Genomic DNA, 19,738 nt, shown 5'->3' with positions numbered 1-19,738 from the left:
GGGCTTTTTTATTTCAGCGGAAATTGTGAGAACGCCGGAAAACCTGTTTAAAGTGTTTGTTACAGGCGGTAACAGGGGAAATATTTTATATAGGATGAATTGGGGGAAGTTATAATGAAAAATTTCACTTTTTGGATCAAAGAAAAATTATGGGTGACCCCGGCTGTCTACAGTATTTTTGCCGTGGCTTTGTCGATCATCTTCTTTTATATCGATTTGTATTTAATCGAATCGTACAGTGAGTACATACCTTCAATTCTTTTAACGAATGTCGACCTGGCAAAAACCATCATGGGTAATTTATCAGGCGCGTTGCTGACGATGACCACTTTTACATTCTCAACCATCCTCGTGGTGCTGACAATGTATTCCTCACAATTTTCACCTAGAACTTTAAAGAATTTTGTACACGACCGGCTGACGTGGAGGGTGTTGGGGATATTTCTTGGCGGGTTTATCTACAATACTTTATCGCTGTTGTTTATGCGGGCCCACCTTTACAGCCACGATGTCATTTCCACATTCATCGGCATCCTGATCGCCTTTTTCTGTTTAGCAACTTTTGCTTATTTCATTCATCATATCTCCACAACCGTTCAAGTCGGAAAGCTAGTGATTGATCTCGTGGGAGATACGGAACGGGTAATCGGAAAGTTCGAAGATTTATGGGAAAAGAGCACTGATGTGGGAACGATATGGAGACCCGATGGCATCAAGCAGTCTTTTTCAACAGGAAAAGCGGGCTTTATTGGCTATATATACTTTGATGAACTCTTGGAATTTGCAGAAAAAAATGGCATGGAAATCGAAATATTGGCTTGCATAGGTGATTACGTCCATGAAAACAAATTCATCGTAAATGTCTATATGACTGAATCAGAAGAATTCCAGATCAATGATTTTTTTGTAATTGGAGACGAGCGGACTTCTGAACAGGACATAGAATTCGCGCTGCAAAAGCTGGTGGAGATTTCACTTCGAGCGATATCACCCGGCATCAACGATCCGAACACCGCCAATGATATCGTGATCAGACTTGGCAACTTATTGGGGAAAATCGGCAACCTTAAAACGGATGAAGTCGTGCTGGTAGATCAGGAGGGCAATGGCCGCATACTCTACCCGTACCCTGATTTTAAAGAGATACTTTATAAGGTGTATTACCAGTTTGCCTATTACGGTAAAGAAGATATTTCGGTACTTGGGGCTTTAACGGATTCATTGATTATTACGGCGGAATCGGTGCCTGAAAAACATTACGGCGATTTATGGGATATTCAAATGTATGTATTAGAAGGTGTGGATACGAAGAACCTGAAGTCAATGGATAGGCTGTTTCTGCAAAAGAAAATGGATATTCTCGCTGAAAGAGTGAACAAAAGAACGGTTAATCTTTTGGCTTTCAATGAAGATTAAACAGGAGGGGAGGCAGAATGAATGGATAACAGCCAGTTGTTCAGTGGCATAGACGTGCTCAAGGATTTATCCGTTAGAGAATTCTTTATGTTTTTTGTTTATCTATCATTGATCTTTGTCATCAAGCTGACGGTAGAGTGGGTCTTCAAATTTGCATTGAAGCACACACGGTATAAAGAAAGAGTTTTACTGATCATTGAAGCGATCTTGAATTGGCTCGCTTTTTATAGTTCCATCATTCTGTTCTTATTTTATTTTTGGAAAGAAAGCTGGCTGACTTATGCATTTTATGAAACAGACGGTGTGGAAGTATCTGTCTTTCTGATTGTGGTGGTCGTCATGATAGTGACATTCGCCAGCAGGATCGTTAAGACTTTCAACCGGCACGTAATGCCTTTCATTTATGAACAATTCGATATCGATGTCGGATTGAGTTTCACAATCAACAGGTTGATTTATTATACGGTGATGTTTCTGGCTCTTGCCTTAAGCTTCACAACTGTCGGCCTGGATCTCACCGCGTTGGGTGTCGTGTTCAGCGTGCTCGGCATCGGAATCGGCTTCGGTGTCCGCAATATAGCGGCGAACTTCGTATCTGGCATCATCATTCTTTTTGAACGGCCGATGGAAGTGGGCGAAATGGTCGAGATCGATAAGAAAATCGGCAGAATTACGAGGATCAAACTGCGCTCTACTGTGGTTGAAACATTGAAAGATGGAACTATGGTTGTTCCCAACCAATATTTCATAGAGCAAATCGTTAAAAACCGTTCCAGTGCCGAATTATTTGCGAGAGTAGAAGTCAGTGTGGCGTATGGCAGTGATACTTCAAAAGTCGAAAGGTTAATCTTCGAAGCAGCAGATCTGGAAATCCCGGCGATGAAGGGGGTTCCTCTTGATCAAAAGCCTGATGTCCGATTTATCGGATTCCGTAATTCTGCACTGGACTTCCAAGTGGAGGTGCATGTGGTCGATGTCTCGATGAAGGAACAATTGGAAAGCAGGCTGAGGCACGCTATTGCAAAACTGTTTTTTGAAAATGATATTGAACTGGCCAAAGCGCATTCGCCGGCCGATGAATAAAGCCCCGTGCCAGTTGAAGGCAAGGGGCTTTATTCGTTGTTTTATTCTTCTGCAATCCGTTCATGGGCACCGCCTGAAGCCTGGACGTTATTGATGATGCTGCCGCTCATTGCTGCAAGTGAACCGGCAGGCATACTAATGACTTTGCCATTTTCCATATAGAAAGTTAACGAATCCACTTTGGTCATGCCGTTTTCTTTGATGATATTTTCTTCGACTTTATCGAATTCATTCCATTCGTATTCTTCAGATGTAAAAGTGAATGGAGCATTTAAAACGAATTTTTCAGGTGTTACATAAAAATAATCGGTTAATGAAAAGCTGACTCCAATCATCCCAGCAACGAACAGTAGACTCGCTGTTCCATATTTCATCAGCCTTTTTTCAACATTAGCCAATACGATAAGGCCGGCAGCTAATAAAACCAGACCTATCCCTCCTGTTACGAGTGACACAGGTGAAGTGTTGATAGCTATTGCCTCAGGAGTAATGAACATGGCTTTTATAGGATAAAAAATAGCAAATGGCGCGATTAAGGCAGAAATAAATAAAATGACCGCAAATGTAATATATATTATTCTCTTTTGATCGACAAAATCGTACATTGTCTAGTCCCCCTTTTGTGTCGGATCGTCATATTCAGAATAGTCCGGTTCTATATGTACGAGTACCACACAATTAGGTTTCGTTTTTTTTACTTTTCTTTCAATTTCTTCCGTTATCCAGTGGCTTTCCGTCACGTTCAGCAAAGGATCGACCTCGATCGTAAGATCCACAAACATGACATTGCCGTGGTGACGTCCTTTGAAATCACTCAATTTCCGGACTCCCGGCACTTTGCGGATGATGGCTGATAAGGTTTCAACTTCATCTTCGTTAAAGGCATCGGTCAATGTCATCACAGATTCCTTGAAAATATCCAAAGCGGTTTTGAGAATGATCAACCCGACGATAAAGGCCGTAATAATATCAATGACAGGAGCACCAAGGATAGCACCTAGAATCCCGATTCCGGCACCTATACTGACAAGTGCATCTGAGCGGTTGTCGTATGCAGCAGCTTTTACGGCACTGCTGTTAATTTCACGGCTCAGCTTTAAGTTATAACGATAAACGCCATACATGACGAGTGCTGAAAAAAAGGCGATGCCTGCGGTATATAGGGAAGGCTCTGTTTGTTCGCTCGGATTGAACAGATTCCGTCCAGCACCGAGTAAAACTTGAAGACCGATCACAGCCATGATGAATGATGCCAAAAGGGAAGCGACCGTCTCGGCCCGGAGGTGGCCATAGTGGTGGTTCTCATCCGGCGGTTTCTGGGATATCCGCAGCCCGACCAATACGGCGACGGAAGCGATGATATCAGTCAGGTTGTTCAATCCATCCGCTTTCAGCGCTTCAGAGGATCCGGCGAACCCGAATATGAGTTTTAATGTGCTGAGGAAAACATAAGCACCGATGCTTAACCAGGCACCTTTTTCCCCGCGGCGTAAATTTGTGTATAACTCCATAAAGTTTCCTTCCTCCAAATCCCTTTTACAAATCGAAAACGACCCCCGCATGAGAGTCGCCTTTGCTATTCTTCGTTTTCGGTTTCTTCAATTTTACGGACTTCCAGGTAAAGGATATGATGGCCGTCGACTTCCTTGATCTGAAATTCATAGCCCTGTTCAATAATCTTTTCTCCAGGGATGGCGTCGAAATTCATGCTCATCATCCATCCACCGATCGTATCGATATCTTCTTCGTCAATTTCAATATCCAGTATATCATTAATGCTTTCAATCAGCATCTTGGCACTGAAGATATAATGGTCTTCACCCATTTTCTGGACTTCAGGAACTTCTTCCAAATCGAATTCATCCTGGATATCGCCAACAATTTCTTCAATGATATCTTCAATTGTAACAAGTCCCGCGGTACCACCGTATTCATCCCGCAAAATCGCCATGTGGATCCGTTCACGCTGAATTTTCAGCAATAACTCGCTTAATGGCATGGAGTCGATCACCTGGATGACTGGGAGTACAAAGTTTTCAACCGCTTTATCCCCGTTCAGCGGATTTCGGATATAGGCGGTTAAAAGGTATTTCATGTTTAGGACGCCGATTATATGGTCTCTGTCCCCGTCAATGACCGGATAACGGGTAAATTGTTCGATTCCCGCTTTTTCGAAGACTTCTTTTAGTGTGAGATCTTTTTCAATGATTTTCATTTCTGTTCGCGGAACCATTATTTCTTTCGCTATGCGTTCATCGAATTCAAAGATTTTATTGACGAAGGCATATTCGGAAGGATTGATTTCTCCTTTTTCCAGACTGTCCGCAAGAATGATTTTCAAATCTTCCTCCGTATGGCCGATATCTGATTGTGAAACCTGGCTGACACCGAACAAGCCGGCTACCAGCCTGGTCGTTTTATGATAAAACCAGAGAAGTATGTACATTAGGTGATACGCAACAATCAGCGGTTTGGCTGTAGCCAATGTAATTTGCTCAGCTTTATGGATAGCGATCGTTTTTGGTACAAGTTCGCCAGCTATCGTTAAAGCCGTGAGAACGATGAAGAAAGCGATAAAGAAAGCCAGCACGCCTGCAATATTTTCCGTTATGCCCATGCTTGCTGTCAAGGGAGTGATAACATCGATAACTGAGGCATGGCCAAGCCAGCCCAGCCCGAGAACAGAAATCATGATCCCGATCTGGCATGCGGACAAATAGTCATCTACATTCGTAATGACCCGTTTGGCAGCCAGGGCATTGCGATTTCCTTCTTCTATCAATTGATCAATCCGGCTGCTGCGGACTTTTACAATAGCGTATTCGCTTGCCGAAAAGAAAGCAGCTGCGATAATAAGCAAGATAAATACCGTCAATTGTATGGCTATATCCAAATAAGTCCTTTGCTTCAGTCACAAAGATGAGTGAAACAAAGTTTGCACCTCCCGCGGAGAAATATAAATTAATTTAATGATACGGGAAGAAAAATGAAAAAACAAATAATTCCGTCAATAAAATTTACATGCCTGTAATTTAATTCATATAAGCAATCAGTTATGCTTAAATGAATAGTAAGTAAAAAAGGAGAGGCTCGAATGGCACAGAATAAGTACTTGGAAATTTTAAAAGCTTCGACAAAACTGGGATTGACCTCATTTGGCGGTCCGACTGCCCACCTTGGATATTTCAGGGATGAATACGTAGAGAAACGAAAATGGCTGGATGATAAATCTTATGCCGATATCGTGGCTTTATGTCAATTTCTGCCGGGACCTGCCAGTTCACAGGTCGGTATTTCAATAGGAATGCTGAGAGGGGGGATTCTCGGAGGATTCCTTTCGTGGTTCGGCTTTACTATGCCGTCTGTACTGATTCTCGCTTTGTTCGCGATGTTCATTTCGGGAGCGGCGTTTGATACGGGCTGGATACAAGGGTTGAAAATTGTAGCGGTCGCCGTCGTTGCACACGCGTTGCTCGGAATGGGGAAATCATTGGTTCCGGACAGGCAAAGGGTCGCCATCGCCGTTTTATCGACAGCCGCCATTTTATTGGTGCCGACAGCTTGGGCCCAGATTGGAGTCATCGTCATAGCGGGGATCATCGGCTTTCTGATTTACAGAAATGATAAAGCACCGGAAGCCGTCAAACTAGTGCTTACTTTCGGCAAAAAGACAGGTATAGCCGCATGGACCATCTTCGCTGGATTGCTGATTGGATTACCGTTGCTGCGCCCTATAATCGAATCCAGTTATTATGCGATTTTTGATATCTTTTACCGCGTCGGATCTATTGTATTTGGCGGCGGACACGTTGTCCTGCCGATGCTTGAAAGGGAAATAGTACCCGGCTTCATGGATGCGGATACATTCATTGCCGGCTATGGTGCCGCACAGGCGGTTCCAGGTCCGCTCTTTACGCTTTCCGCTTACCTCGGGCAATTGATGGGCAGTGGATGGGGCGTCTTGGTAGCGGTCTTCGCCATGTTTCTTCCGTCATTTTTACTGGTAATCGGGACGTTGCCGTTTTGGAGCATTATTCGCACAAAATCAGGTGTCCAGGCTGCATTGAAAGGGGTAAATGCTGCAGTGGTGGGCATCCTGCTCGCGGCGCTTTATGATCCTGTATTCACTTCAGCAATCCAAGGCCCAGCTGACTTTGCCGTTGCGGTAATTGCATTTGCCATGTTAGTCTATTTTAAACTCGCCCCTTGGATAGTCGTTCTCATTACCGCGATCCTCGGAGCTGTAATGTATGCATTCCTATAGATGAAAGGAAGATGACAATGGTGACCGCCCAACAATTGGATGAGCAAGATCTGCTGAAAAATTTCAAAGATGAGTTTTATATGGAAGAAGGACAAATCTATATGGATGGAAATTCACTCGGCTTGATGTCGAAGCGGGCAGAAGCTAAATTGCTCAGCTTAATGGACAGCTGGAAAAGTTTCGGCATCGATGGATGGACAGAAGGTGAGAACCCCTGGTTTACGCTGGCGGAGGATATGAGTTCACGCATTGCTCCTTTTGTGGGTGCTAAGGCGAACGAAGTGATGGTGACAGGTTCGATCACAGCGAATATCCACCAGATGTTATCGACACTATTTCAGCCGACAGCAGAAAGAGCGGTTATTCTTGTCGATGAACTGAATTTCCCATCTGATATTTATGCGGTTGAAAGCCATCTTCGTTTGCGCGGCCTCGATCCAGAGCAATTCATGCGGAAGGTGAAAAGCCGAAACGGCTATACATTGGAATTGGAAGATATAGTGGAACAACTTTCAGAAGACGTTGCAATCGTCTTGCTGCCTTCCGTGCTCTACCGCAGCGGCCAGTTATTGGCTATTCGGGAAATCACGGAAGCGGCCCATGCGAAAGGGATACTGGTTGGATTCGATTTAGCCCATTCGATTGGGGCCATGCCCCATAGGCTTCATCAGGACGAGGTGGATTTTGCGGTTTGGTGCCATTATAAATATATGAACTCAGGTCCAGGCGGAACGGGCGGCCTTTATATTCATGAGCGTCACCATCATTTATTGCCCGGTAATGCGGGATGGTTCGGCTCTGATAAAGCAAAACAATTCGATATGGATCATCAATTCAGCAAAGCGGAAGGAGCAGGGGCTTATCAGATCGGTACGCCGAATATTTTCAGTATGGCGCCGCTTCTCGGCAGCATCGAGATTTTTGAAGAAGCAGATATCGCTCGTGTCCGTGATAAATCCCTGCAATTGACGTTACTGCTTCGTGAGCAATTGGCTCTGCATGTGCCGGAACTTAAAGATGTAACACCGCGGCAGGACGAGGAACGCGGAGGGCATATTGCGCTGTCCCATCCGGAAGCCGCCAGAATCTGCAAAGCGCTGAAAGATGAAGGTGTCGTGCCGGATTTCCGAGCACCGAATATTATCCGCCTCGCTCCGGTCGCTTTATATACCTCTTTTGAAGACGTGGAGCGCACAGTAGGAATACTTAAAAAAATCATGGCTGAAGAATTGTTCAAGAATTACAGCAATGAAAGAAATGTGGTGGCTTAAATGAAAACCAAAAAGATTTTCGATATTTCCATGGAATTGAATGCAGAGACCCCTGAATGGCCGGGAGACCGTCCGTTCGAATATTCACTTTCGGTGACAAAGGAACAAAGCGGTTCCGTGAATGTCGGCGAAATTAAAACAAGCACACATATGGGCACCCATATCGACGCGCCGTTCCATTACGATGACAACGGTTTAACAATAGAAGAAATGCCGCTTGAAGTGTATCTCAGCACTGCGCAAGTCGTTGATGTGCAAGGGCTGAAGAAGATAACCAGCGAAAATTTGCCGGAACCCGGCGAAGGGGTGACGGCGGTTTTATTGAAATCATGCACTTGGAAAGACCGGACGAAGTTTCCAGAAGCTTGGCCGGTGTTCGATGAATCGATTGCTGTGTGGTTGAAAGAAAAAGGGATTTGGCTGCTTGGCGTCGATGTGCCATCAGTCGACCAGGAAACCAGCAAGGAATTGCCGATGCATCAGGCTATGAATGCTAACGGCCGATTTATCCTGGAAGGCATAGTGCTGGATAACATTGAGGCCGGCGTCTATCAATTAGCGGCATTGCCGTTAAAGATCAAAGGCGCAGAGGGAAGCCCAGTACGAGCAGTTCTTTATAAATAAAAAAAACCTTCACCTGTTAATCGGGTGAAGGTTTTTACATATAATCAGACCGGAAATAGTTTTCCATATTCTTTATATTCATGGCGATTTCATCACAGATCTCTTGATATAGAGCCCATTGTTCTGTTTCATCCAACGACCGAAGTTCCGGATTTCGGATATCCCATCGCAATAATTTTTGAGCGGGCAAATCTGCAGGTATATCATCTTGTTCCAATTCACCGTCATGCATCGCGATTATCAAATCCGCTTCGCTGACCTCATCGTGATTATAGGATCTCGGTTCCACCTCTGGCAGATCGAGAATGATTTCCTTCATGATTTCCATTGGAGTCTCGCTGATTGAAGGCTGACTCCAAGCGGCGCTCCGAATTTCCCAGTCAGGAAGTTCGAGGCGATTTGCCCATATCTCAGCCATCAGTCCACGGTGCTGGTGTGAAGACAGAAAGTAGACAGTTTGCTTAGACATGGCTGTTCTCCTTCTTCCTTTGTTTCGAGTTTTCTATACTTAGTAATGTTTACCCATTTCAAACTGAAGTAAACTAATATAATTGTGACGGATTTAGCACGAAATTATCATTTTTAAAGCGACTTAAAATGCTGTCAGCCGGGCTCTCCCAAAGAGAAAAATATTATTTAACGACCAGAACCGAACAAGATGCTTCTTTCAGTAACTTCTTGCTGACAGATCCGACGAAGAACTTTTGCATACCGGATTTTCCGCTATTTCCCACAACCAACAAATCGATTTTTTGTTCATCAATGAAGGCTGGGATGGTTTTTGAAGCATTGCCTTCCAAAGCCAGAACATTTGCCTCGATATTTTTCTCGTCCAATTGCTGCTGTATCGAGTTATGCATGTGCTTTGAAAATTCGGCTGGCCGTTCCATCGGGTCTCTAGGCACTCTGCTGCCGCCATTATCCCCAATTCCATAAGGCATGAACTGCGCGTATGTGCTGTCGACATTAGATGAGGTTACAGGGGCCGAAGCATCTCCTGCACTCATGAAACCGATGCTGTCCTGTGTTTCTTCATTAACATAGATAATCGATAACTGAAGATCAGGAAAATCCTGTTTCAATTCCAAAGCCTTGTCAAAAGCCATTTTGCTGCCGTCTGAACCATCGTATGCTACTGCCAGTCTTTTATACATATGCTTTCACCCCGCTAAGTTTTACTCTTATTATGAAAGTACCCTCATGGCAAATAATAAAAACATTCGTTTGCCAAGCCTTGTCCGAAGCTTGCGAGGGTAAGGCTTTGCGACGAAGCTAGCGAAGCGATGCAGGAGCATGGGGGTTGGAAAGCGCAGCTGTATTGCGGAATAACGATTATTAAAGATCATTAATTTAACTTATATAGACAATGAATATTCTCTTTTTTTAAAATAATCTTGACAATTCAAAAAAGGCAGTGGTAGGCTTGAACTATCAAATTTAAAGGAATGGAGGTTTTGACGATGAAAAAAGTATTTGTAAACACTCAGTCCAATTTCATATCTACGTCAGGCCATCCTGTTTTTTGTCTTTGAATTTATTTCGTGACTAGAAGTTTCGGGGCCGGTCTGAGTACCTGTCCATTTTCCTGAGCGCATGCCGAGAAAAATTGGCATGCGCTTTTTTATGGTTATGAAAAGATTTTAACCAGCACCTGCTGTTTAAATAATCGGCACTGGGGATCAGTTGCCAAATAAAAAACAAAGGAGAATATGAAAATGGAAAAAATCCAACAAAGAAAAATTATGACGAAGGAAGCGCTTGAAGGAGACTAGCTGAAATCGGAAACGAAAGAAGGAATTGTACATGTTTGATGTTTTATGGAAATTAAAATGGTTTTTTAAAGAAAATTGGATTCGCTATACAATCGCAGTCGGCTTATTGCTTATTGCCAATGTGCTGGAAATCATACCGCCATGGTTGATCGGAGTCGCCATCGACTCGATTGCGCAAAATGAGCTGACCACAGAACTTTTATGGCAATACATTATCGTTTTGGCGGTTGCAATGATTCTTGCCTACTTGATTAACTTTGTCTGGCAATATCAATTGTTCGGCGGTGCTTATGTAATCGAGCGCCAGCTGCGTTCAAGTTTGATGGGACATTTCTTGAAAATGACGCCGACATTCTTTGAAAAGAACAGAACCGGCGATTTGATGGCGCGTTCGACAAACGATTTGCGGGCTATATCAGAAACCGCAGGATTCGGTATACTGACGCTGGTCGATTCGACATTGTATATGGGAACTATCATAATTGCGATGGGATTCCTTGTATCGTGGGAATTGACTTTACTGGCATTGATCCCGCTGCCTATTCTGGCAATCGTCGTTCAGATTCTCGGACGAAAAATTCATGATCGCTATACATTGGCGCAGGACGCTTTCGGCGATATGAACGACAGTGTCCTCGAATCAGTCGGCGGTGTGCGAGTAGTGCGTGCTTATGTACAGGAACGTGCTTCCGAGCAGCAATTTGCTGAAATGACAGATGATGTCTATGAGAAGAATATGGCAGTTGAACGGATTGATGCGCTATTTGCGCCAGTAACAAAAGTGCTGACCGCAATCAGTTATATGATCGGACTCGGATACGGGGCATTTCTTGTCGCGGAAGGGGTCATGACTCTTGGAGACCTGGTGGCATTCAACGTTTACCTCGGGATGATCGTCTGGCCGATGTTCGCTATCGGCGAATTGATCAATATCCTGCAACGGGGCAATGCTTCATTGGACCGTGTAAATGAAACATTGGATTACGAGGAAGATGTTGTTGATCCGGCGAAACCGGCATATGCAGATAAACCGGAAAATATCGGTTTCCGTGATTTCAGTTTCACCTATCCGCAGTCAAGCTCCATCAATCTGCAAGGCATCAACCTGTCGATGAACAGTGGACAGACACTTGGTATCGTCGGCAAGACGGGAAGCGGAAAAACGACCTTCGTGAAACAATTAATGAGGGAATATCCCGCAGGGGAAGGTTCGATCTTGTTGAACGGAATCGAACTTCAGGATCTTACGAAAGATCAGCTGAGAGGCTGGATCGGCTATGTGCCGCAGGATCACGTCCTGTTTTCAAGAACGATCCGGGCGAATATCCTGTTCGGAAAATCAGATGCGACCGAAGAAGACATTGCGGAAGCAATACGTCTTTCCCACTTCACCAAAGATTTGGAAATGCTGCCAAATGGCCTTGATACCTTAGTGGGTGAAAAAGGGGTGGCGTTATCGGGTGGCCAGAAACAGCGGATTTCAATTGCGAGAGCACTGATCAAAAACCCTGAAATCTTAATACTCGATGATTCCCTGTCCGCTGTAGATGCGAAGACAGAAGCGCGGATCATCGAAAATATTCAAAAAGAACGTTCCGGGAAAACAACAATCATCACCACGCACCGCTTGTCGGCGGTTCAGCATGCTGACTGGATTGTCGTACTGGATGACGGACTAGTCATCGAAGAAGGAACGCATGACGATTTGCTGAAGAAAAATGGATGGTATAACGAACAATTCCTCCGTCAGCAGATTGAGGAGGTGTAAGAATGACTACAGGAAAAAGATTATTAAATTATGCTTTGAACTTTAAAGGGGTGTTGATTGTCGGCCTCGTCTTTCTGGCAATCGCAGTCGCTGCAGACTTGGCGACACCGCTTATTGCAAAAGAAATAATAGACAATCATATCGCAACTTCCGGTGAAGCAATCGATTTTGAACCGATTGCCTACCTATTGGCGTTATTCTTTGCACTCGGAATCGTCACTGCCGTATTCCGCTATCTGCAATATATCTTATTGCAAAAAGGGGCCAACAAAATCATCCGAAAAATGAGGAATGATGTTTTTGAGCACGTGCAAAGATTGCCGATCCGTTACTTCGATAACTTGCCGGCAGGTAAAGTTGTGGCCCGCATAACGAACGATACGGAAGCGATTCGGGAACTATTTGTTACCGTGCTGTCGCAGTTCGCGACAAGCTTCATGTATATGGCAGGTATTTATGCGGCCCTATTCTATCTTGACTGGCGCATGGCACTGATCACGTTTGTCATCGTACCGCTATTATATGTATGGATGTTGGTCTACCGGAAATATGCTGCGAAATATAATCACGTGGTTCGTGAAAAGGTCAGTGATATGAACGCGATGATCAATGAGTCAATCCAAGGGATGACGATCATTCAGGCATTCAGACGTGAGAAGCAGATGAAAGAAGAATTCGAGAGTATGAATAATGTTCATTTCAAATTTCAGCAAAAGCTGCTCATTTTAGAAGCTGCAGCCTCACATAATATGGTGGGGGTTTTGCGTTCGATGGTTTTCATCGCTTTCATCTGGTATTTCGGTGGAACGACAATGTCCGGCAACGAAGTAGTTACGGTGGGTGTACTTTATGCCTTCGTCGATTACATCATCCGCCTTTTCAATCCAATCAGCGGAATCGTCAACCAGTTTGCGAAATTGGAGCAGGCGTTGGTGGCTGCTGAGCGTGTCTTCCGCTTGCTTGACCGCAGCGGGGAAAAGGTCAGTGATGAGAAAATTGCAAGATACCATGGCAATGTCCGTTTTGAGGATGTCTGGTTCGCGTACAAAGAAGAAGAGTATGTCTTGAAAGATCTGACATTTGAGGCGAAACAAGGAGAAACGGTTGCGCTCGTCGGCCACACCGGTTCAGGGAAAAGTTCCATCATGAACCTGCTGTTCCGTTTTTACGATGTTTCCAAAGGCAGCATTACGATTGATGGCATCAATATCAATGATATGTCGAGGCAGGCTGTCCGGGAACATATGGGGATCGTATTACAGGATCCGTATCTATTCTCCGGCACAATCGAATCGAACATTACACTCGGCGATAAGCGCATCACCCGCGAACGCGCCATTAAAGCACTGGAGGAAGTCGGAGGCGAAAGGGTGCTGAAGCATTTGCCGAATGGCATCGATGAACCTGTTGTCGAAAAGGGCAGCACATTGTCTTCCGGCCAGCGCCAATTGGTATCATTCGCACGTGCTTTGGCTTTTGATCCGGCCATATTGATACTGGATGAAGCCACGTCGAACATCGATACTGAAACAGAAGAAATAATCCAGCATGCGATGGAAGTGCTGAAAAAAGGAAGAACGACTTTCATCATTGCGCACAGATTATCTACTATTAAAAATGCGGATCGTATCCTGGTTCTCGACCGCGGTGAAATTGCGGAGGCCGGTTCACACGATGAACTGATGAAACTCGGCGGCACTTATTACCAGATGTATCAAATCCAATCAGGAATGTCTTCTGCCCAGAAAATCGGGTAAGGGACATTCCCTTTTTTTATTTGCGGCTGTACTAAAAATGCTATTACTATTAAATTTGCAACGCTTTACTTTATAATGAAGGAACGGATGAAAAAAAGCGCTGGAACCTTCCAGCGCTTTAATCGTATACATGAAAGAGCATAAGCTCATGAATCATCTTTTTGACTGCCTCTTCATCCTCAGGCTGTTTGTTTCCCCAAGTGATCGTGCCATCGGGATGGTATTCTCCTGTGATGCGTTCATTCTGGTAGAAAAATGAGATGTTCCAGCCCGGCAATTGGCGATTCTCGAACATCGGTGTAAATTTAAAATGCTGCAGCATACAGATCCTCCTTTGTCTCTTGCATTCATTATAAAGGCAGGAAACAGGATTGACAAAGATGAAAAAGAAATGAGTGACGAATTTGAATATACTTCTTACATTAATTTTTATGGCATTCATCGGTGCTCTCATCGGTGGCGTCACCAATCATATTGCCATCAAGATGCTTTTTTGGCCGTACGAAGCAAAGTATATCGGGAATTTCCGAGTTCCTTTCACACCCGGACTTATTCCAAAAAGACGGGATGAACTTTCCACTCAGCTCGGACGCACCGTGGTTGAGCACCTCCTGACGCCAGAAACCTTTAAAAAGCGTTTTTTCAATGAAGAAATGCGGGTTAAGACTGAAAAATGGATCCAGCGGCAACTAGCCAAACATGTATTTGAATCTCCAAAAACTTTTAAAGACTGGCTGGATGCAGCGGGCCAAAAAAATGTCGAAATAAAGATAGAGCGGAAAATCGATAGATTGGTGGAACGCCAATATGAGTCGCTGCTTTCTTATATTGATGGCAAGACGATCCGCGAATTAATGCCGGAATCCTGGAAAGATGAAGCGGAAGTGAAAATGATCCAGTCCGTGAAGTATGGCATTGATAGAGGGTCCGATTACTTCGAATCGGTGGAAGGCAGACGCGCCATAAAAACTTTGCTTGACGAATTTTTGGCTTCGCGCGGGAGAATAGGCAATATGCTGCACTCGATACTCGGTGAATCAAGGCCGTTAGTGGACCGGATTCAGCCCGAGATCATCAAATTCCTTAATTCGCCGAAAACATTTGAATTGCTGGTTTCCATCGCTTATGCCGAATGGGATAAATTGCAGGATCGCCGAGCTGATGCTTTGCTTGAGGAATTCGATTTTAATCCGGCACTGGAAGCGGTTAAACAATACGTCCGTGAAACGGCCAATATTGAAGTGCGCTTAAACACGACACTTGCACAGTCCTGGCCGGGAGGGTTAGAATGGACAAGTGAAAACTTTACTCCGCTTGTCACCGATTTCATTTTCGAGCAAGGGGAGCAAAAATTGGAAGAGACCATACACAAGATTAATATCGAAAGTATGGTGAAAGAGCAAGTGGATTCTCTGCCGCTGAGCCGTCTGGAAGAATTGGTTCTGGGGATTTCACGGAGAGAGTTCAAGATGATCACAGTACTTGGCGCATTTATCGGGGGAGCTGTTGGTATTCTCCAGGGAGTGTTAGTCTCGGTACTGAATATATTGTAGAGGAGAATCATAATGGCAGTTAACATTTATGACGACATCAACAAATTGGAAAGCACTTTCCGTTCGACAGAGGAATTTCAGAAACTTGAAGCAGCTGTGGAAAACGTGAAATCAGATAACGAGGCTAATGAATTATTCAAGAGCTTCCGCGATCTTCAAATCTCGTTGCAGCAGAAACAGCAGCAAGGCGAAGAAATCACTGAAGAAGAAATGATGGGTGCGCAAACTACAGCTCAGGCTGCTCAGCAAAACGAGAAGATTCTTGCTATGCTGGAAGCTGAAATGGGCCTTAGCCAAATGATCGAGGAAGTTAACCGCGTATTGATCAAACCTGTACAATCTCTTTATGAAAGCATGTAATAAGAAAAGCGACGGCGCCCGTTTAGCTCTGAAAGGCATAAGACGGATTAGCGAAGCAGCGCTCTTCGCTGCACAGCTGAGCCGGCTTATGACCCGAAGAGCTGGGCCGCTGGAGTCTGGACAAAGAAAAGCGACGGCGCCCGTTAAGCTCTGAAAGGCATAAGGCGAGCTAGCGAAGCGGCGGTCTTTGCCGCACAGCTAGATTGACTTATGACCCGAAGAGCTGGGCCGCTGGAGTCTGGACACGGAAACACTATTTTCTAAGAATCTTCTTATGAAAAAATTATATTTTCCTATCCATTAAAAATTTCCTTTAGTAAAAAATAGAGGGATTTGGAAAAAGACACCGAATAAGTAAAGATGAATGACAATTCATTTTTACGAAAGGGTGTCTTTTTTCTATGTATGAAACAATCCGATTGGAAAAACAAGGCCGCGTTGGCCATGTGGTGTTAAACCGCCCAAATTCCATGAATGCGATGAATGGGCAGATGATGAAAGAGCTGGCGGACTGCTTTGAATCGCTGCATAACGACAACACACTCCACGTTGTAAAAATTTACGGAGAAGGCAGGGCATTTTCTGCCGGAGGCGATATCAAAGAAATGATGGATCCGAACAATCCGATGGATATCGAATTGGTTATGAAAGATGTAAGCAGGCTCGCGAAAGCCCTCTACACGCTTCCACAAGTAACGATAGCCGTTATTCACGGTGCTTCAGCGGGACTCGGTTTCTCTATGGCTCTGGCATGCGACCATGTAATTGCTGAAGAGAACAGCAAACTGGCGATGAATTTCATTGGCATCGGCCTTGTGCCTGATGGCGGCGGACATTTCTTCATGAAAGAACGTGTTGGTGTGCCGAAAGCGAAAGAAATCATCTGGGCTGGTCAAACTCTCAAAGCCCATGATGCGCTGGCGAAAGGGCTGATTGAAGAAGTGACGGCGGAGGGCCGCTCCATGGAGCACGCAGATAATTACGCAAACGATGTTCTGAGTTCACCTGTGCTGTCAAAACTTGCCTCGAAAAATATCCTTCATACTATGAAGCTGAAGGAACTCGAGCAGGTGCTGGAGATGGAAGCTTCGGCGCAATCAGCGATGCGCAAAACAAAAGATCATCTGGAAGGCATTCAGGCTTTCGTTCAGAAACGCAAACCTGATTTCAGAGGGGAATAAAATAAAGAAAAGGTGTCCTGCCAAAGTGGCGGGACACCTTTTTAGAGGTACGGGAACAGCAAATATTTATTCTTAAAAGAAGTTGTTAGTGTCTAGACTCCGTCGGCCCCGCTCTTTGGGTCATAAAAAAGCTCGGTTGCGCGGCCAAGGCCGCCGCACTGAGCTTTCTTATGCATTTCAGAACTAAACGGGTGCCGTCGCTTTTCGATACTATGAATGGAACAGCAATAATTTGCCGGCCGGTGAAGCAAGGCGGTGCGTTTGATCTTCAAGTTCTTTTTCCTTTAGGATCTCTCGGCCTTTTTCTTTTGCCAAGTCATCGTTTTCGGCTGTGAAAGTCTCTTCGGTAATCAACTTTCCGGTCTGTTCAAAAGCGGTTAATTTATAGGTTCTCATCATGGATCAATCCTTTCTGAATCACTATTCATTTTTAGTATAAAGAGTTTCTGGTGAAATGTCCTGCAATTATTTGAAACATTTCCGGACAAACGCCGTATACATATTATACATACTATACATAACCAAAGGAGGATTTAAAATGGCATTGTCCGTAGAACACGCAACAAAAAAGTTCGGGGATTTTACCGCTGTCGACAATTTATCATTAAATGTCGAAAAAGGACAGATGCATGGTTTTTTAGGAGCTAACGGAGCTGGAAAAACGACTACTTTCCGGATGATACTGGGGTTATTGGATCCCACCCATGGCCAAGTTACCTGGAACGGTAAACCGATTACTTACGAATCAAGCCCTTTTATCGGTTACTTGCCGGAGGAACGGGGATTGTATCCGAAAATGAAAGTGGAAGACCAATTGGTTTATCTGGCACAGCTCCGCAAAATGTCCAAAGAGGATGCAAAAAAAGAAACACATGCATGGCTTGAACGTTTTGAAGTTCCTCATTACGCTGGAAAAAAAGTGGAGGAGCTGTCGAAAGGAAACCAGCAAAAAATCCAATTGATTGCCTCATTGGTGCATAAACCCTCGCTGATCATTTTGGATGAACCATTTTCAGGCCTTGATCCTGTAAACGTGGGGATGCTGAAGAGCGCAATATTGGATGTGCAAAAACAAGGAGCCACTATCGTGTTCTCGAGCCACCGGATGGATCACGTCGAGGAGTTATGTGATGATATGAGTATTCTTGACCAAGGTAAAGTGGTTGTTGGCGGTTCCATTAGAGAAGTGAAGCGGAATTTTGGCAAGCAAAATGTGCGCCTTAAAATGGACCAGGATTTAACTTCACTCAGCCAGTTGCCTGGAGTAGAAAAATATACCGGCACCATCGACGGGGCAGTTCTGCAGATAACCAATGAATCAACAGCTGATTTAATTCTCGCCGAATCGATGAAGCTGGGTCAGCTGAGACACTTCTCCATTGAAGAGCCTTCACTCGAGGAAATCTTTATTGCGAAGGTGGGCAAAGCATATGCATAGTTTCTGGATTATTTTTAAACAGGCCTTTATGACAAAAGCGCGGACCAAGTCGTTCATCATCACGACCATCATCGTCGCAGCTGCCTTTTTCCTGCTGGCGAACTTGCCAAATATCATTGAATCTTTCAGCAGTGATGAGGAAGGGCAGGTTCTTCATGTAATCGATGAAAGCGGTGAACTGGTACCAAAATTGCAATCTCAACTCGAACAGACTGAAAGTGATATTCAGGCTATGCCGACTGAAATGTCAGAAGAGGAATTGCAGCAGGGCATCACCGAAGGCACCATTGAATCCTATTTGGTAATTGAAGAAGGCGAGACGTTATCAGCCCGCTATGTCTCTGAATCGGCAAACGAAATCGGAGCGGGTTCCGATGTGGAAAATGCTGTACAGGCGATTCAGACTGCCCAGACAGCTGAGAGGCTAGGCTTAAGCGGAGAGGAAGTCGGCGAGCTGTTCATGCCGGCTGAATTTGAGCGGGAAGCGGTTTCCGACAGTTCCAAAACGGAAGAGGAGCTGAGCCAGGCCAGAGGGCTTGTCTATGTATTGATCCTGCTGATTTATGTGGCAGTGATTTACTATCCGAATATGATTGCCATGGAAGTGGCAAACGAGAAATCTTCACGAGTAATGGAAATCCTTATATCAAGTGTGTCGCCTGTAAAGCATATGTTTGCGAAAATAGCCGGAATCGGCACACTCGGAATTGTACAGATGATGATATTTGGAATTGCCGGATACTTTGCCTTTAAAACATCAGGATCGGATATGGCGGAAGGATTCTTCAGCGTTATGGGATTCTCGGAGATTAAAGTGAGCACATTCCTGTTTGCTGTTCTGTTTTTCCTGCTGGGCTATTTCCTCTACGCTGTTCTGGCGGCGTTGCTTGGTTCTCTTGTCAGCAGGACTGAAGATGTGCAGCAATTGATGCTGCCGATGATGTTCCTGATCATCATTTCATCGTTCATTGCATTTTCGGGAATCGGTATGCCGGAAGCAAGCTATGTCACTATTTCTTCTTACATTCCATTCTTTGCGCCGCTGGTCATGTTCCTTCGCGTCGGCATGCTTGACATTCCTCTTTGGGAACCGTTGCTGTCCATCGCCATCATGCTCCTTACAATTGGTGTGCTGGGCTGGTTCGGTGCCCGCGTATACCGTGGCGGCGTGTTGATGTATGGTTCCTCGCAATCACTGAAAGATATCGGCAAAGCAATACGCCTTGGCAATAAAAAATAGTGAAAGCGGCC

19 protein-coding genes are annotated in these 19,738 nt (G+C 44.7%); 12 read left to right on the top strand and 7 right to left on the bottom strand.

From position 1 onward, the window contains the following. Nucleotides 1–114: 114 nt before the first annotated feature. Both AC2Q9J_RS15660 and AC2Q9J_RS15655 read left to right on the top strand, forming a co-directional pair. Nucleotides 115–1,416 carry a DUF2254 domain-containing protein gene (locus tag AC2Q9J_RS15660; RefSeq protein WP_499041412.1) on the top strand — a complete coding sequence of 434 codons (1,302 nt, stop codon included), beginning with the start codon at nucleotides 115–117 and terminating at the stop codon, nucleotides 1,414–1,416. Nucleotides 1,417–1,437: 21 nt separating this feature from the next. Beyond that, nucleotides 1,438–2,499: a mechanosensitive ion channel family protein gene (locus AC2Q9J_RS15655; protein ID WP_499041410.1), complete on the top strand. Its 1,062-nt coding sequence runs from the start codon at nucleotides 1,438–1,440 to the stop codon at nucleotides 2,497–2,499. 41 nt (nucleotides 2,500–2,540) lie between these two features. Here the strand turns inward: AC2Q9J_RS15655 and AC2Q9J_RS15650 are convergent, their stop codons facing one another. The 3 genes from AC2Q9J_RS15650 to AC2Q9J_RS15640 all read right to left on the bottom strand — a co-directional run bounded on the left by AC2Q9J_RS15650 (nucleotide 2,541) and on the right by AC2Q9J_RS15640 (nucleotide 5,392). Beyond that, complete coding sequence (locus AC2Q9J_RS15650) at nucleotides 2,541–3,104, bottom strand: hypothetical protein (RefSeq protein WP_499041408.1); 564 nt, start codon at nucleotides 3,102–3,104, stop codon at nucleotides 2,541–2,543. A 3-nt stretch (nucleotides 3,105–3,107) separates the two neighbouring features. After that, on the bottom strand, nucleotides 3,108–4,010 hold the full coding sequence (locus AC2Q9J_RS15645; protein ID WP_499041406.1) for a cation diffusion facilitator family transporter: 903 nt from the start codon (nucleotides 4,008–4,010) through the stop codon (nucleotides 3,108–3,110). Nucleotides 4,011–4,075: 65 nt separating this feature from the next. Then, complete coding sequence (locus AC2Q9J_RS15640) at nucleotides 4,076–5,392, bottom strand: hemolysin family protein (protein ID WP_499041404.1); 1,317 nt, start codon at nucleotides 5,390–5,392, stop codon at nucleotides 4,076–4,078. A 201-nt stretch (nucleotides 5,393–5,593) separates the two neighbouring features. Here AC2Q9J_RS15640 and chrA point away from each other — a divergent pair, with 201 nt between their 5' ends. Genes chrA through AC2Q9J_RS15625 form a run of 3 tightly spaced genes read left to right on the top strand, consistent with a single transcriptional unit; the run spans nucleotide 5,594 to nucleotide 8,658 of the window. Further along, nucleotides 5,594–6,763: a chromate efflux transporter gene (gene chrA, locus AC2Q9J_RS15635; RefSeq protein WP_499041402.1), complete on the top strand. Its 1,170-nt coding sequence runs from the start codon at nucleotides 5,594–5,596 to the stop codon at nucleotides 6,761–6,763. A gap of 11 nt (nucleotides 6,764–6,774) precedes the next feature. After that, nucleotides 6,775–8,034, top strand: a complete 1,260-nt coding sequence (gene kynU, locus AC2Q9J_RS15630; RefSeq protein WP_499041400.1) for a kynureninase — start codon at nucleotides 6,775–6,777, stop codon at nucleotides 8,032–8,034. Beyond that, nucleotides 8,035–8,658 carry a cyclase family protein gene (locus AC2Q9J_RS15625; protein ID WP_499041398.1) on the top strand — a complete coding sequence of 208 codons (624 nt, stop codon included), beginning with the start codon at nucleotides 8,035–8,037 and terminating at the stop codon, nucleotides 8,656–8,658. 34 nt (nucleotides 8,659–8,692) lie between these two features. Here the strand turns inward: AC2Q9J_RS15625 and AC2Q9J_RS15620 are convergent, their stop codons facing one another. Then, nucleotides 8,693–9,127 carry an arsenate-mycothiol transferase ArsC gene (locus AC2Q9J_RS15620; RefSeq protein ID WP_499041396.1) on the bottom strand — a complete coding sequence of 145 codons (435 nt, stop codon included), beginning with the start codon at nucleotides 9,125–9,127 and terminating at the stop codon, nucleotides 8,693–8,695. Between the two features lie 163 nt (nucleotides 9,128–9,290). Beyond that, a complete protein-coding gene (locus AC2Q9J_RS15615) occupies nucleotides 9,291–9,812 on the bottom strand; it encodes a universal stress protein (protein WP_499041394.1) in 522 nt (173 codons plus the stop codon). Between the two features lie 649 nt (nucleotides 9,813–10,461). Between AC2Q9J_RS15615 and AC2Q9J_RS15610 the strand changes: the two genes are divergently transcribed. Further along, nucleotides 10,462–12,198 (top strand): ABC transporter ATP-binding protein, encoded by a 1,737-nt coding sequence (locus AC2Q9J_RS15610; protein ID WP_499041392.1) that lies wholly within the window; start codon nucleotides 10,462–10,464, stop codon nucleotides 12,196–12,198. 2 nt (nucleotides 12,199–12,200) lie between these two features. Next, on the top strand, nucleotides 12,201–13,955 hold the full coding sequence (locus AC2Q9J_RS15605) for an ABC transporter ATP-binding protein (protein WP_499041391.1): 1,755 nt from the start codon (nucleotides 12,201–12,203) through the stop codon (nucleotides 13,953–13,955). 118 nt (nucleotides 13,956–14,073) lie between these two features. Here the strand turns inward: AC2Q9J_RS15605 and AC2Q9J_RS15600 are convergent, their stop codons facing one another. Further along, a complete protein-coding gene (locus AC2Q9J_RS15600; RefSeq protein ID WP_499041389.1) occupies nucleotides 14,074–14,277 on the bottom strand; it encodes a YheE family protein in 204 nt (67 codons plus the stop codon). Nucleotides 14,278–14,350: 73 nt separating this feature from the next. On the opposite strand from AC2Q9J_RS15600, the gene AC2Q9J_RS15595 reads away from it, so the two are divergent. The 3 genes from AC2Q9J_RS15595 to AC2Q9J_RS15585 all read left to right on the top strand — a co-directional run bounded on the left by AC2Q9J_RS15595 (nucleotide 14,351) and on the right by AC2Q9J_RS15585 (nucleotide 17,049). Then, nucleotides 14,351–15,508, top strand: a complete 1,158-nt coding sequence (locus AC2Q9J_RS15595; RefSeq protein ID WP_499041387.1) for a DUF445 domain-containing protein — start codon at nucleotides 14,351–14,353, stop codon at nucleotides 15,506–15,508. Between the two features lie 12 nt (nucleotides 15,509–15,520). Then, nucleotides 15,521–15,868, top strand: a complete 348-nt coding sequence (locus tag AC2Q9J_RS15590; protein WP_499041386.1) for a YlbF family regulator — start codon at nucleotides 15,521–15,523, stop codon at nucleotides 15,866–15,868. A gap of 401 nt (nucleotides 15,869–16,269) precedes the next feature. Next, nucleotides 16,270–17,049 carry an enoyl-CoA hydratase gene (locus tag AC2Q9J_RS15585; protein WP_499041384.1) on the top strand — a complete coding sequence of 260 codons (780 nt, stop codon included), beginning with the start codon at nucleotides 16,270–16,272 and terminating at the stop codon, nucleotides 17,047–17,049. 210 nt (nucleotides 17,050–17,259) lie between these two features. Here AC2Q9J_RS15585 and AC2Q9J_RS15580 read toward each other — a convergent pair whose 3' ends face one another. Continuing rightward, nucleotides 17,260–17,445 carry a YhzD family protein gene (locus tag AC2Q9J_RS15580; protein WP_084242588.1) on the bottom strand — a complete coding sequence of 62 codons (186 nt, stop codon included), beginning with the start codon at nucleotides 17,443–17,445 and terminating at the stop codon, nucleotides 17,260–17,262. Between the two features lie 142 nt (nucleotides 17,446–17,587). Here AC2Q9J_RS15580 and AC2Q9J_RS15575 point away from each other — a divergent pair, with 142 nt between their 5' ends. Both AC2Q9J_RS15575 and AC2Q9J_RS15570 read left to right on the top strand, forming a co-directional pair. After that, complete coding sequence (locus AC2Q9J_RS15575; RefSeq protein ID WP_499041382.1) at nucleotides 17,588–18,487, top strand: ABC transporter ATP-binding protein; 900 nt, start codon at nucleotides 17,588–17,590, stop codon at nucleotides 18,485–18,487. Further along, on the top strand, nucleotides 18,480–19,727 hold the full coding sequence (locus AC2Q9J_RS15570; protein ID WP_499041380.1) for an ABC transporter permease: 1,248 nt from the start codon (nucleotides 18,480–18,482) through the stop codon (nucleotides 19,725–19,727). Before AC2Q9J_RS15575 ends, AC2Q9J_RS15570 begins: the two co-directional genes overlap by 8 nt. Nucleotides 19,728–19,738 lie beyond the last annotated feature (11 nt).

The sequence above is a fragment of the Planococcus sp. RAB007_Raresut genome (genome assembly GCF_057369535.1).
The sequence above is the reverse complement of the archived record's forward strand: the minus strand, read 5'-3'. Positions and strand labels throughout refer to the sequence as shown.

Excerpts from the sequence above, each read along its gene's own strand:
- AC2Q9J_RS15660 (WP_499041412.1), top strand. The coding sequence starts at position 115 with ATGAAAAATTTCACTTTTTGGATCAAAGAAAAATTATGGGTGACCCCG.
- AC2Q9J_RS15655 (WP_499041410.1), top strand. The coding sequence starts at position 1,438 with ATGGATAACAGCCAGTTGTTCAGTGGCATAGACGTGCTCAAGGATTTA.
- AC2Q9J_RS15650 (WP_499041408.1), bottom strand. The coding sequence starts at position 3,104 with ATGTACGATTTTGTCGATCAAAAGAGAATAATATATATTACATTTGCG.
- AC2Q9J_RS15645 (WP_499041406.1), bottom strand. The coding sequence starts at position 4,010 with ATGGAGTTATACACAAATTTACGCCGCGGGGAAAAAGGTGCCTGGTTA.
- chrA (WP_499041402.1), top strand. The coding sequence starts at position 5,594 with ATGGCACAGAATAAGTACTTGGAAATTTTAAAAGCTTCGACAAAACTG.
- kynU (WP_499041400.1), top strand. The coding sequence starts at position 6,775 with ATGACAATGGTGACCGCCCAACAATTGGATGAGCAAGATCTGCTGAAA.
- AC2Q9J_RS15625 (WP_499041398.1), top strand. The coding sequence starts at position 8,035 with ATGAAAACCAAAAAGATTTTCGATATTTCCATGGAATTGAATGCAGAG.
- AC2Q9J_RS15620 (WP_499041396.1), bottom strand. The coding sequence starts at position 9,127 with ATGTCTAAGCAAACTGTCTACTTTCTGTCTTCACACCAGCACCGTGGA.
- AC2Q9J_RS15615 (WP_499041394.1), bottom strand. The coding sequence starts at position 9,812 with ATGTATAAAAGACTGGCAGTAGCATACGATGGTTCAGACGGCAGCAAA.
- AC2Q9J_RS15610 (WP_499041392.1), top strand. The coding sequence starts at position 10,462 with ATGTTTGATGTTTTATGGAAATTAAAATGGTTTTTTAAAGAAAATTGG.
- AC2Q9J_RS15605 (WP_499041391.1), top strand. The coding sequence starts at position 12,201 with ATGACTACAGGAAAAAGATTATTAAATTATGCTTTGAACTTTAAAGGG.
- AC2Q9J_RS15600 (WP_499041389.1), bottom strand. The coding sequence starts at position 14,277 with ATGCTGCAGCATTTTAAATTTACACCGATGTTCGAGAATCGCCAATTG.
- AC2Q9J_RS15590 (WP_499041386.1), top strand. The coding sequence starts at position 15,521 with ATGGCAGTTAACATTTATGACGACATCAACAAATTGGAAAGCACTTTC.
- AC2Q9J_RS15585 (WP_499041384.1), top strand. The coding sequence starts at position 16,270 with ATGTATGAAACAATCCGATTGGAAAAACAAGGCCGCGTTGGCCATGTG.
- AC2Q9J_RS15580 (WP_084242588.1), bottom strand. The coding sequence starts at position 17,445 with ATGAGAACCTATAAATTAACCGCTTTTGAACAGACCGGAAAGTTGATT.
- AC2Q9J_RS15575 (WP_499041382.1), top strand. The coding sequence starts at position 17,588 with ATGGCATTGTCCGTAGAACACGCAACAAAAAAGTTCGGGGATTTTACC.
- AC2Q9J_RS15570 (WP_499041380.1), top strand. The coding sequence starts at position 18,480 with ATGCATAGTTTCTGGATTATTTTTAAACAGGCCTTTATGACAAAAGCG.